The organism is Paenibacillus sp. J22R232, assembly GCF_056269165.1.
On record NZ_JBWDNK010000012.1, the window covers coordinates 63770 to 76804 of the forward strand.

General features: G+C 46.2%; 14 protein-coding genes. All 14 read left to right on the forward strand.

Features of this window, described 5'->3' with window-relative positions; translation table 11 throughout:
- The first annotated feature begins 348 nt into the window (after positions 1-348).
- The 14 genes from AC0YN3_RS25610 (at position 349) to AC0YN3_RS25675 (ending at position 13033) form a co-directional block, all read left to right on the forward strand.
- On the forward strand, positions 349-1542 hold the full coding sequence (locus AC0YN3_RS25610) for an epoxide hydrolase family protein (protein ID WP_475777754.1): 1194 nt from the start codon (positions 349-351) through the stop codon (positions 1540-1542).
- Positions 1543-1901: 359 nt separating this feature from the next.
- Positions 1902-3119: a sensor histidine kinase gene (locus AC0YN3_RS25615; protein WP_475777755.1), complete on the forward strand. Its 1218-nt coding sequence runs from the start codon at positions 1902-1904 to the stop codon at positions 3117-3119.
- Entirely contained in the window at positions 3116-3778 is a 663-nt protein-coding gene (locus tag AC0YN3_RS25620) for a response regulator (protein WP_475777756.1), read from the forward strand. The genes AC0YN3_RS25615 and AC0YN3_RS25620 overlap by 4 nt, the downstream gene beginning before the upstream one ends.
- A gap of 268 nt (positions 3779-4046) precedes the next feature.
- Positions 4047-4463 (forward strand): hypothetical protein, encoded by a 417-nt coding sequence (locus AC0YN3_RS25625; protein WP_475777757.1) that lies wholly within the window; start codon positions 4047-4049, stop codon positions 4461-4463.
- Between the two features lie 238 nt (positions 4464-4701).
- Positions 4702-4872: an aquaporin gene (locus AC0YN3_RS25630; RefSeq protein ID WP_475777758.1), complete on the forward strand. Its 171-nt coding sequence runs from the start codon at positions 4702-4704 to the stop codon at positions 4870-4872.
- A 55-nt stretch (positions 4873-4927) separates the two neighbouring features.
- Positions 4928-5272 (forward strand): hypothetical protein, encoded by a 345-nt coding sequence (locus AC0YN3_RS25635; RefSeq protein WP_475777759.1) that lies wholly within the window; start codon positions 4928-4930, stop codon positions 5270-5272.
- A gap of 123 nt (positions 5273-5395) precedes the next feature.
- A complete protein-coding gene (gene msrA, locus AC0YN3_RS25640) occupies positions 5396-6454 on the forward strand; it encodes a peptide-methionine (S)-S-oxide reductase MsrA (RefSeq protein ID WP_475777855.1) in 1059 nt (352 codons plus the stop codon).
- 21 nt (positions 6455-6475) lie between these two features.
- On the forward strand, positions 6476-6937 hold the full coding sequence (msrB, locus tag AC0YN3_RS25645) for a peptide-methionine (R)-S-oxide reductase MsrB (RefSeq protein ID WP_475777760.1): 462 nt from the start codon (positions 6476-6478) through the stop codon (positions 6935-6937).
- Positions 6903-7571 (forward strand): TVP38/TMEM64 family protein, encoded by a 669-nt coding sequence (locus tag AC0YN3_RS25650; protein WP_475777761.1) that lies wholly within the window; start codon positions 6903-6905, stop codon positions 7569-7571. The genes msrB and AC0YN3_RS25650 overlap by 35 nt, the downstream gene beginning before the upstream one ends.
- Before the next feature lie 18 nt (positions 7572-7589).
- Positions 7590-9023: a dihydrolipoyl dehydrogenase family protein gene (locus AC0YN3_RS25655; protein WP_475777762.1), complete on the forward strand. Its 1434-nt coding sequence runs from the start codon at positions 7590-7592 to the stop codon at positions 9021-9023.
- 16 nt (positions 9024-9039) lie between these two features.
- Positions 9040-10317 carry an ABC transporter substrate-binding protein gene (locus AC0YN3_RS25660; protein ID WP_475777763.1) on the forward strand — a complete coding sequence of 426 codons (1278 nt, stop codon included), beginning with the start codon at positions 9040-9042 and terminating at the stop codon, positions 10315-10317.
- Positions 10298-11221, forward strand: coding sequence for an ABC transporter permease (locus AC0YN3_RS25665; RefSeq protein WP_475777764.1), 924 nt, complete (start codon positions 10298-10300; stop codon positions 11219-11221). Before AC0YN3_RS25660 ends, AC0YN3_RS25665 begins: the two co-directional genes overlap by 20 nt.
- Complete coding sequence (locus tag AC0YN3_RS25670) at positions 11164-11991, forward strand: ABC transporter permease (RefSeq protein WP_475777765.1); 828 nt, start codon at positions 11164-11166, stop codon at positions 11989-11991. The genes AC0YN3_RS25665 and AC0YN3_RS25670 overlap by 58 nt, the downstream gene beginning before the upstream one ends.
- The gene (locus AC0YN3_RS25675) at positions 11972-13033 is read left to right on the forward strand and encodes an ABC transporter ATP-binding protein (RefSeq protein ID WP_475777766.1); all 1062 of its coding nucleotides are present in this window, start codon (positions 11972-11974) and stop codon (positions 13031-13033) included. The genes AC0YN3_RS25670 and AC0YN3_RS25675 overlap by 20 nt, the downstream gene beginning before the upstream one ends.
- Positions 13034-13035: the final 2 nt, after the last annotated feature.

Genomic DNA, 13035 nt, shown 5'->3' on the forward strand with positions numbered 1-13035 from the left:
GCTAGTGTCTTGAAGACCATAGCGGTTGATCGTAACTTCAAATTTGCAACGAATAAAACGAATATAAATCGTTGCAAAAAGTGCAAGAGGAATTCGTAGAGCCGCCGTTTACGGGGGCTATTTGGCATGCGCGGAAACTTAGGACCTTTTAAATTATAATAGTAACTATTAAAACTAATATTAGATAGTTACTTGTATTCCCGGTCGGGTCGTGATATAGTACAACTCGTAACTTACAAAACATAAATAGATGGTTACTGTTGCGGAGCGGATTCCGTATCAACTGGGTGGGAGCTTTCACAAGCACAAATTCAAAAATGGTTTGCTAATTAAAAAGGAGATTGAAAAATGACACAACAACAAGACAAGAACGCTATTCGTCCGTTTCACGTGAATGTTCCGGAAGAGGAAATAACCGAATTGCGCAGACGTATCAACGCGACAAGATGGCCTGAGAAGGAAACGGTCACAGATCAATCGCAAGGCACGCAGCTAGCGACAATTCAGGAACTCGCGCGCTATTGGGCGAACGATTACGATTGGCGCAATATTGAGGCGAAGATCAATGCCGTGCCAAATTTCATTACCGAGATCGATGGTCTGGACATTCACTTCATCCACGTTCGTTCGAAGCATGAAGATGCTATGCCGATTATCGTTGCGCACGGATGGCCGGGTTCGATCATTGAGCAGATGAAGCTTATTGAACCATTGATCAATCCTACGGCATTTGGCGGAAGTGAATCGGATGCTTTCCACGTGGTCATTCCTTCGATGCCTGGTTACGGGTACTCGGGCAAGCCGACTACGACTGGCTGGGATCCTACGCGTATCGCGCGTGCTTATGGGGAGCTGATGACTCGCCTTGGATACACGAAGTATGTGGCGCAGGGCGGCGACTGGGGTGCGATTGTCGTTGACTTTATGGGCGTTCAGGAGCCTGAAGGCTTGATCGGCCTGCACACTAGCATGGCTGGCGTGATCCCGCCAGACGTTGATGCGGCACTTTGGTCCGGCAATCCTCTACCATCGGGTCTTTCAGACGAAGAGAAGAAAGCATGCGAGCAAGTTTGGGAGAATAAATTCGCCTACGCCGCTATGATGGGAACGCGCCCGCAGACGCTGACCGGACTGGTGGATTCGCCTATCGGTTTGGCAGCCTTTATGCTCGACCACGACTGGAAGAGCCTTGATATGATCTCGAGATCTTTTGCCGGTGTCAAAGAAGGCTTAACGCGCGATGACGTTCTCGACAATATCTCGCTGTTCTGGTTTACGAATTGCGGCGTTTCCGCGTCCCGTATCTACTGGGAGAACGCTCAAGCCGGACATTCCTTCTTCGCCGTCAAAGGCGTCAAACTCCCGGTTGCCGTCAGCGTCTTTCCGGATGATCTCTATGAAGCTCCGAAGAGCTGGGCTGAAAAAGCTTATCCGAATCTTATCCACTACAACATACTTCCTAAGGGCGGACATTTCGCAGCTTGGGAGCAGCCGGAGCACTTTATTTCAGAACTTCGCACGTCATTCAAGCTGCTTCGTTAATGGGAAACAGCATACCGGTTTACTTGCGCTAAATTCACTTCTTATTGTCAATCTGCGGTCCATTGTGGGCCGCGGATTTCTTTAGTTAGAAGGAGCTGCCATGAGTCAGCTCCTTTTTGGGTTGTTTGGGTGCGAATCAAGTGAAAATACCATCCATTTCAATCGAAAACGGCGGGAAAGATATTTTAAAATGCATTAATAGGACATTGCGTTATGGTTAAGACTATATCGAAGTGGAGAAATGCTGATTGATGCTCTTTGAAGCCGAAGCATGACCGTCCGTTTGTAGCGGTCAAGATTCGGGTTTTCAACTTTATCCGGAACAAACATGCAGTTGTATGATAAGGGAGCTATAGGTAATGCTGAAATTAACGGGTATCGTATGGAAAAATCCATTCTCGCTAAGATGGCTTTTCGGGTTGAAGTTTGTATATGATTTAGTCCTAACCGGGCTGTTTTATTATGAAAACTCGGTTGCGATCTTTTGGAGACTAAGCTTTGTTGTATTTTCTTTGATGGTGTTTCTCTTCTTTAACCTATTCTATTCCACCATGAAAAAACATTGGCTAGTGCAGCTTCTGATCATCGATTTTCTGATAACCGCTGCGTATGGATATATTTTTTTCCATGGCAAATTCCCCAATCATTTATTTAACGGAATTACGGCTTTAGCCATTTTCATGTTTGTAAAAAATACCCGAGTGCTTATCATCACTGGTTTGTCGTTGCTATTGCTTTATTTGGTTACAATGGGCAGCATTGATTGGTATTTGTATCATCGGTTTGATGTAAATAGCTATTTTATTTCCATTTCATTCATCGTGTTTGCATGTATCGTAAGCTCCTTGATTCATTTTTATCAAACGGCAAGCAGGGATACCATGCATCTGTATGCGGAATTGAAGCAATCTCACGAGCGGCTGCAGGATTATGCGCGCCAAACGGAGGAATGGGCAGCCGCAAGGGAAAGAGTGAGAATTGCAAGGGATATTCATGATGCGGTTGGACATAAACTAACGGCATTGTTAGTTCAAATGCAAGTGGCCCGCAAGCTAAGCAGGCTGGATGCTTTACGCAGTGAGCAAACGTATTTGGAATGCGAGGATTTAATTAGATCTGCTTTGCAAGAGGTGCGCTTATCCGTAAGGGCTATACAAGATGAGTCCATTACGTCTACTTCTTTAAATGATACCCTCACCTGCTTAGCGGATGAGTTTACCAAAAACGCAAATGTCCACACAGTTTTTAAATTCGAAGGCATCCCCATTGCCCTCCCCGGTGGTCTTCAATTAACGACATATCGAATCGTACAGGAATCCCTTACCAATGCTCAGAAGCATGGCCATGCGACCAATGTTGTCATTCTGTTGGCGTATGCCGAAACCGGGTTCTCTTTAAGCATACATAATGATGGTGAACTGCCTGCCGAACTTCAGCCGGGATTTGGTTTGATGAGCTTGCAAGAAAGGGTGAAGGAGTGGGATGGAATCGTCCATATTAGTGCGGATCAACAGACGGGCTTTGCAGTTGAAGTTAAGTTTCCTTATTCTAAAACGGAAATGGAGCGACAAAATTGAAAATCCTGATTGTCGATGATCAGCGGCTTATGAGGGACGGTCTTGCGACCATCATCGGTTTGGAGCCGGGTATGGAAGTGGTCGCAACCGCTGAGGACGGGAGAGATGCGTTTGCCAAAGTAGTTGATTGGCAGCCGGATGTCGTGTTGATGGATATTCAAATGCCGGGAATGGATGGCGTGGAAGGATCGGAATTGATCCTCAATCATTTTCCGGATACGAAGGTATTGATTCTGACCACCTTCAATGACGCGGAACTCATTCTCAAAGTATTGGATAAAGGCGTTCATGGGTATTTATTGAAGGATATGCCCTCGGAAGCGATCGTCTCTGCGATTCAATCGGTGTACAGTGGCGGGACGGTGCTCCAACACGATATCACGGCGATGCTTCTCAAAGAATTGAAAAAAATGTCTGATCTAAACCCGGATCAGGAGCATCCATTAAGTAAAATCGAGCCGGATGAGCTGAGACTACTGACTGAGCGAGAGAAGGACGTGCTCGCATTATTGGGTCAAGGGCTCAATAATAAAGAAATGGCTAACTTGCTGCATCTGACGGAGGGTACTGTGAAAAATCACGTTTCCAATCTAATAGCGAAGCTGGGGCTGCGCGACAGGACGCAAGCAGCGGTATTTTCCGTACGTCATCTTTTATAATCCATAATCATGACTTATGGCATGGATGCTTGAAATTTGTCATGTACTGGGATCAATTGTTTATCTTTTATAAGATATAGTTCATGACTTTTCACAGATTTCTCGGCGTTGTGTTTTTGATATAATCTATCCGGAATAGACGACAGTCGTGCATGGGGTTCATTGATTATGTTGATTTTAGAAAGAGTTGAGCATATGACCAAGAAAACAAGCGAAGATGCTGAAGTCTAAAACGAATCACTAAGAACGGGGAAAGGGAAGAGAATGGATGAAAAAAGGCTGGTTTGAACTAGACAAGTACAAGCATGATGATTGCTCTTGCAGCGATTGCTCCAAAACGTGGGAAATACATGTTTATTCGTATGAAGACGAAGACGATTCAACGCCGGATGTTACCTTGATCTTGAATTCAGCCAAAGAAACCGGCAGCGGTTATTATTTAATGGAGTTTTCGATATCATTTGTAGGCCGCTTCTTCATGTTCGATGAGGCAACGGAGCTGGTGAAAAAGTTAGATGAGATCAGCAGTAAAAACGATTCAGCTAGCCTGACGGAGCATTTGGTGGTCTGCCGCGAGTTTTTTGATGAGGGGAAATTCATGCAAATGACAGATACCCATTCCAATTACGGACAAACGAAATTATCTGCCGTTGGTGAAGTATTCCTTTTTGAGAGCATCGTATAAAATGGCACTTATAGAGATTTTATGCAAGCGATAAGGGAGTTGCCTCGGCAGCTCCCTTATTTGCATGTGGAAAATTATTGAATGTAACCTATATAAGTTTATTAGATAGTTACTTGTAATCGATGTTGGTTCATGATATAGTACAAATCGTAACTTTTAAAAGTTGAATAGGTAGTTACAGATATGGAGATGGAAATCATATGACGGGTTTAGCAAAGCGGTTAAAGCATTTGCTGGCATGGCAATTGGCGGAGTGTTTGGATTAATGGCCATGCTTGGCGGCCCTATTAGAGGAGGCTTAATGAGCCCAGCCCGTTCCTTTGGTCCGGCGATTGAATCGGGAGCAACGGAAAACCATTGGATTTACCTTATAGCATCCATTCTTAGCAGTAGCATCTATCGCATGTAAACAAATTCACGAATAAGGGGGATGTTCGGATAAAAAAATGAGGGGGTTAACGGGATTGGGTAACGGTGTTGAGAAACATACGTTGGCGTTAAAGTTTAATGTGGAACTTGGATGCGAGGTTATAAGCTCGGTTCAAATATTGGATCCACAAATGGATATATTTTTCCTGAGCGACCGCGAGAAGCCTGTATCTGACGGGGTTTTGCGGGAGCAGGGCGTGAAAGGAGTCTTTATTGTCTGGAACGCCTCGTACGTTATCATTTGTCATCGGCAGCCGGATGGTTCCATGCTTTTCGACGTCCACTTGGCAAATCTATTTAACGTAGAGCCTGCTAGAGAAAAACTTCTTGAACTGCATGCCTATTACTGCAATTGTTGTATGTTGAAAAACGGAAAATAAAAGAGGGGATTCCCCATCCCCAATAGATACCGCGGAGGAGTAAGGAAATTGATTTTTAAAAAAAGCAAATTATATGTGTTTCCGATTGCCCTGTTCGTTTTCATTGTGTATTCCTTTTACAGTATGTCTCACAAAAAAGAAATCGTGAAGGAGCACGAAGGTTTAACAACAGGTATTGAAGATTCGAACACGCCTTACGAAACGGCTATTTTTGCCGGTGGCTGTTTCTGGCATATGGAAGAGGCTTTCGAAAAGCTTGACGGTGTATTGCGTGTTGAAAGCGGCTATACGGGTGGACATAAGGAAAATCCAACCTATGCGGAAGTGGGTTCCAAAACTACCGGACATCTCGAATCGGTAGAGGTTCGTTATAACTCGGATTTGATTACGTATGACAACCTTCTTCAAGTTTTTTGGCGAAACGTTGATCCCACGGACCCAGACGGTCAATTCATTGATCGAGGAAATGATCTCCTATCCGTTATTTTTTACAGTAGTCCTAAACAGAAACAATTGGCTGAAGCATCCAGAGATGCGTTAACGCAATCCAAAAGATTTGTTAAACCGATCGTAACGAAAATATCATCGGCATCAACGTTTTATAAAGCCGAGGTGGAGCATCAGGATTATTACAAAAAAAATCGAATCCGTTACAAATTAAACGAGTTCAGCTCGGGTCGCTCCGCATATTTGAATAAAGTTTGGGGCAAGGACCGTGAAGTGGAGATTACTCCAAAAACAGTTGTGCATAAAGATTTTAATAAGGAAGAAAAGCTGAAAATGCTGACTAAACGCCAATACAACGTAACTCAGAACGGCATTGATGAGCCGCCGTTTCAAAACGAATATTGGGATAACAAAGAAGAAGGCATTTACGTCGATATTGTTTCCGGCGAGCCTTTGTTTAGCTCAAAGGACAAATACGATGCCGGTACGGGCTGGCCAAGTTTTACAAAACCGATGGTACCGAACAATGTTGTTTTAAAACAAAAATCCGGATTCTTTTCATCGGCTGCCGAAGCTAGAAGCCGTTATGCAGATTCCTTTCTCGGCGATGTGTTCAAGGATGGACCCAATCCAACGGGACTGCGGTACTGCATGAACTCTGCTGCCATGGCATTTATTCCGAAAGCTGAACTTGGAAAAAGAGGATACGGCGAGTATGCCGCACAATTTAAATAAAGTTTGGGGAGTGATCGCGAGATGGACATGAGCTCAAAGCAAGGATTTAACGGAGAGTTTAACAAAGAAGAAAAGTTGAAGACGCTAACCAAGCTCCAGTATAACGTAACGCAGCATGGCGCGGACGAGCAGCCGTTTGGCAACGAATTCTGGGATAACAAAGCTGAAGGTATTTATGTCGATATCGTTTCTGGCGAGCCGTTATTTAGCTCGAAGGATAAATACGATGCGTGTACAGGTTGGCCTAGCTTTACAAAGCCACTGGAGTCAGAAAACATAGTGCTTAAACGAAAAGGTTTGCTTTTCGGGACCGAAGTCAGAAGCCGGAATGCGGATTCCTTCCTGGGTGACGTGTTCAAAGACGGGCCTGGGCCAACGGGGCAGCGATTCTGCATGAACTCTGCCGCCATGGCATTCATTCCGAAAGCGGATCTGGAAAAGAGAGGATATGGCGTTTATGCCGCGCTGTTTAGCGATGAATAGGATAAAAGCAGTTCCAAACAAACCATTGCTGCTCATCGCAGCCGTCATCGGTTTATTAGGATTCAATCATCTTGTTTTGCATCTTCGTCCTGAAGGAATAAGGACTTGGATATTAACATTCGAAGAGGCTGCACCAATTCTGTTCATCTTCATTTACACGGTGCGTCCTTTGATTTTGTTTCCGGCGTCCGTTCTTTCATTGGCAGGCGGACTGGCTTTCGGACCATTGTGGGGAACAGCGTATACGATCGCAGGCGCGACGATAGGCGCGGTGTTGTCATTTTGGTTAGCACGGTTATTGGGCAATAAATGGGTTTCAACAAAGTCGAAGGAGAAATGGGGTAAGCTTGAGAATCTAATGCAGCAGAAGGGTTTTGTTTATATGTTGCTTCTGCGCTTGATTCCCATCTTCCCGTTTGATCTTATCAGTTACGGAGCCGGCGTGGCCAAGGTGAATTTTTCGGCATTTTTATTCGGTACGCTATTAGGAATTATTCCAGGAACGTTTGCTTACAGTTTTCTTGGCTCGAGTTTTTTGCATGAGAAAAAGTCATACATCGTCATTGCTGCGATTGTTTTCGTGCTTGTGACATTGATCCCGTTTGTTCTCAAGAAACAAGTTGTTAAATCATAAAGGAGAGGAGCGCATACTTTGAAAAGCTATGATCTCATTGTCATCGGAGGCGGCTCCGGCGGGCTGACCGTAGCGGCCGGTGCAGCAGGCTTTGGGGTAAAGGTGGCATTAATAGAAAAAGAAGCTCAACTGGGAGGGGACTGCCTGCATACAGGGTGCGTCCCTTCCAAAGCGTTGATTGCCGCGGCGAAAGAGGTCTATACGGCCAAGAAAGCAGCAGAAGCCTATGGATTGAGCTTGCAGGGCGAAGCTAATTACGATGAAGCTTACCGAAAGGTCCAAGCGGCTAAAGCAACCATTCAACAGCATGACAGCTTAGTACGGTTTCGCAGGATGGGCGTGGAGGTGTTTCAGGGGCACGGCCATTTTCGAGACAAGCATCATATCGAAACCGATGGCGGCGAAGTGCTTTACGGCAAACGCATTGTCATTGCCACAGGCTCAAGAGCAGCCATTCCGCCTATTGATGGTTTGCAAGACGTAGATTTTCTGACCAATGAAAGTATATTTAACATGAAATCGTTGCCCGAAAGCCTTGTTGTCATTGGGGCGGGGATGGTCGGTTTGGAATTGTCCCAAGCTTTCGCAAGGCTAGGTGCCAAAGTGACCGTACTCGTGAGAGGAACGCAAATATTAAACAAAGAAGACGCGGATATCGTTCCCTACGCTCTCACTGCGCTGGAAAAAGAAATGACAATTATGTTGAAAACGAGCGTGAGTAAAATTGAAGCAAGGCCGGATGGGAGGAAGTTCATCCTTATAGAGCGTGACGGGGAAAAGTATCAACTGGAGACAGATGCCATACTGGTCGCAGCCGGCCGCAAGCCGAACACCGATCGTCTTGGACTATTACATATCGGCATTCAAATGGACCAAGATCATATCGCGGTAAAAAACACACTGCAGACAAGCATTGCGCACATTTACGCAATTGGAGACGTGATCAGACCGTTTCCGTTTACCCATGCCGCAGGGATGGAAGGGAAAATCGTCTTAGGAAACGCGGTGTTCGGCCTAAGGCGGAAAGTAAGCTACGCTAACGTTCCATGGGTAACTTACACGGATCCGGAAATTTTTCATTTGGGGATGACGGAGGGCGAAGCCCGCGAAAGCGTAGGGGATGGCATTCGGATTTACAAAGTGACCTTGGATCAGGTGGACCGGTTTATAACGGATCGGAATACAGAAGGAATCGTCAAGGTGATTACGGATAGGAAAGGAAAAATATTAGGCGCTCATGCCGCCGGGAATGGGGCGGGGGATTGGATGCAGCAAGCCGTTTTTGCGAAACGCTACGGACATAAGCTTCCCGACATTTCGCAAGTGGTGCATCCGTATCCAGCCCGCTCGGAAGCTTTGTTGAAAACGGCTGACCAATATTGGCGCGCTAAGTTGTTTCAAAGCGTTATCGCGAGGCGGTTAATAAAGGCATATGTAAAATGGTTTCGATAACACAGGGGGAGCTCGCTTGAAATACAAAATATATATGTATGTCATTTTCATATTATACGTTGCTTGCTTCGTTACAGCCGCTTGCTCAAGCGAAGATTCCGCCAATGAAGGAAAGGCTGGCGGAGATACGCTTGTTTCAAGCAGTTGGGATCAGGTATTAGCCGAGGCCAAGGGGCAAACCTTGAATTGGTATATGTGGGGCGGGAACGATGGGATCAATGCGTTTGTAGACCGGAAATATGGGACTGTATTGACGGAGAAATACGGAATTACGCTGCGCCGTGTGCCGATCAATGACACGGCGGAAGCGGTTAATAAAGTGCTTAACGAAAAGCAGGTTGGCAAAAACAAAGATGGCAGCGTGGATCTGATTTGGCTAAACGGAGAAAACTTCGCCACCTTGAAGCAAGCAGAAGCTTTGTTTGGACCCTTCGCCGCAAAGCTTCCGAATGCCAAATACGTCAATTATGATAATCTGGCTGTCGGAAGCGACTTCGGTCTGAAAACGGAAGGATACGAATCGGTCTGGGGCAGCGCGCAATTTCAATTCGTATATGATTCCAACCGGATTAAACCAAGCGAACTGCCTCGCAGCTATAAACAATTACAGTCATGGGTAGAGAAACATCCCGGACGATTCACTTACAATGCACCGCCTGACTTTACGGGTACGCGCTTCGTGAAGCAATTGTTCTACGAATTGAGCGGAGGCTATCAGAACGGGTCAAAACCATTCGATCAACAAACCTTTGATGCTGAGGCATCAAAGGTATGGGACTACTTAAACAAGTTAAAGCCGTCTTTATGGCGAGAAGGGAAAACGTATCCCAAAACGATCGCTGAACTAATGACCCTTTTCAACAACAAGGAAGTGGATTTTGCCTTTACACAGGATGTCGGCGGTATCGCGACGGATATCGGAAAAGGAAAATTGCCCAATACGGCACGTCCATACGTCTTCAACGCAGGCACAATCGGCGACTATCATTATGTCGCGATTCCGTACAACGCCACACACAAAGCCGCAGCCATGGTGGCAGCTAATCTGATTCTTGATCCCCAACTGCAGTTAGAAAAAGCGGATCCGGCAAGCGGATGGGGAGACGGCATTGGGATCGACCCTTCGAAATTAGACGGAGAATTCAAAAAGCATTATGAGGAGCTTAGCGTCAAAAGCGGCGAAACAGCCGTACCTGCAGACGAACTGCTGAAGCACAAGCTCCCCGATCTGCAAGCTGTTTATACACCGGCTTTGGAAGAAGGCTGGAAGAACCATGTTTTATTCCAAAAGTAAACCAATCAGGCTGCTAATCGTAGGAGGCATGCTTTTTCCAGCCCTCCTATTTGTAGGGGGAACGTTCTTTGCCGGGTTGCTCATTAGTGGCATCCAAAGCCTGGATTACTTTCCGATTATCGAAAAAACGACGTTTTCGCTGCATGTATACAGTGAACTGTTTCATTCCGCTGTTTTTTATCGTTCACTCTTTTATTCGTTGGGAATCTCCCTAGTGACGACAACTATCGCCGCTTTGCTTGCCGTTTTACTGGCACTCTGGATTCGGCGGTACGCAGGGCAAGGAGGATGGCTTCATTTCTTGCTGCAGTTCAATTTGCCGATCCCTCATGTAGTAGGCGCAATAGCCATATGGTTACTCTTTGGGCAAAGCGGGTTAATCTCCCGGTTGGCTTACTGGGTCGGGTTGATTGATCAGCCTACACAGTTTCCGGTGCTGGTTGCCGATCAGAATGGCATTGGAATCGTGCTGGAATATGTATGGAAGGAAGTTCCGTTTATTGCGGTGTCCGTGCTTAGCGTTCTGAAATCCTGGGTCGTACCCTATGAAAAACAGCTGCAGCTCCTCGGAGCAAATGCATGGCAAAGGTGGAGGTTTGTTACTTTTCCTTTTATGCTGCCGGCTTTGCTGGCCTCTTCGATTATCGTGTTTGCTTATACGTTCGGATCGTTTGAGGTTCCTTACGTGTTGGGTTCCGTGAGCAAGCCGACACTTCCGATCCTGGCCTATCAAGCCTATCTCAATCCGGACCTTATGTATCGTTCGGAAGCGATGACAATGAATATGGTGATCACTATAATTAGCATGATTCTTATCTTTTTATATATGAAATGGGGGGGAAGGGTATGCGGAGAAGCGGCGTTAATTACGGTAAAGGTTACGCTTTGTTGCAAGTCTTCTTGATCTTGCTGTTTTTTCTCCCGTGTATTCCTCTTCTTGCTTGGTCATTTGCACAGCAATGGAGATTTCCCGATCTGATTCCAACTGCTTCGCTGCGTGCTTGGGATTACGTGTTTTCAACGCATTCGCAAGTGAGGGACGCATTGTTAAATAGCTTTGGATTGGCTACTGCTACTAGTACGCTATCGCAAGCAGTAGCTTATCCGGCAGCCCGAGCATTGGGGCTTTATGTGAAAAGATGGAACAAAACGATTCGGTTAGTGCTTACCGCTCCCCTATTGATTCCCGGCATTTCCATTGCGATTGGCGTGCATGTCTTGTTCCTTCGCATGGGCTTGTCCGATCAATGGTTCGGGGTGCTGCTGTCACACTTAATTCCGGCTATTCCATATTCCATTTATTTGTTGTACGGGTTTTATGCCGGATACGACATCGGATATGAAAAGCAGGTTCGTTTGCTTGGGGCGGGCAGATTCCGCACGTTCTGTCTAGTCGAACTGCCGCTTCTGCGTTCGGTCTTGTCGCTCAGTATATTATTTAGTTTTTTGATGTCGTGGAGTCAATATTTGTTTACCGTATTCATAGGCGGCCATTTGATTACGCTTCCGATGCTGCTTTTCAGTACGTTATCTAGCGGCGACTATTCGCTCATGGGTGCGTTCTGCATAATCTTTGTCCTGCCGGCGCTCATCATTGTCGTTTTCAGCTCCATTGGAACGAAGAAGGATCTCTACGAAGGAAAGGAGGCGATTCGTGTTGACCCGATTGCCTGAGCCGTTTTTACATGTGAGCGATTTGACATACCAATACGATCATACGAAGTCCTTTTCGCTGGCCAAGCAGTCTTTTACTCTAGAGAAAGGTAAACTGCTTGTCGTTCTCGGACCATCAGGCAGCGGAAAATCAACGTTACTCCAGCTTATTGCAGGTCTTTTAAGTCCGAACGGGGGAAGCATCCGAATGGGGGGGAAGCCGATTCACCATCTTCCTCCCGAGAAAAGGAAACTGTCGATGATTTTTCAGAAGCCATATTTGCTTCCCTTTCTCACGGTCGGAGCCAATGTGGAGATCGGGCTTAAGTTAAAAGGGGTGCTTGCCCATGAACGGAGAGTCAAAGCGGATAAAATTTTGCATCAGGTCGGTTTGACTGGGTTTTACCACCGTCCGCTATCTTCGCTTTCCGGCGGGCAAGAACAGCGAGTGGCGTTGGCAAGATCGCTTGTCATTGAACCGGAGCTTATGCTGCTGGACGAGCCTTTCAGCCAACTGGATCCATTGCTGCGTAGGCAAATGGGACACTGGCTCGGCGACATGAAGCGAGACTGGAATATTCCGATGATTATGGTCACACATGACAGAGAAGAAGCCTTGACGCTTGGCGACCAGATTTTAATCCTCCGGGACGGTACGGCACAGCAGTCGGGGACGCTTGGAAATATCTATTACGAGCCCGCCAACCGATGGATGGCGGATTTCATGGGAATGGACAATGTTGTAGACGGCATTAAGAAGGGAACTAGAGTGAAAACCATTCTAGGTGAGTTGGAGGTTCACCCGCATTGCGTCAACGTGCCAGATGGTCCGGTTTGTATCGTTCTTCGATCGGAATGGCTCCAGCTAGACGCTGCATCAACGGTAAAAGCCACGATAACAGGAAGCACTTTTCGCGGAGAATTTACGGAAGTGATGGTACAAGCAAATAAGGAATCCATCATAATCAAGCAAATTGGTTTTTCAAATTATGAACGGGGATTAGTAACGGGAATTCGCCTGGCAACCACAAATGTCTGGTGTCTTCCGAGGGAGGTGACGTAACG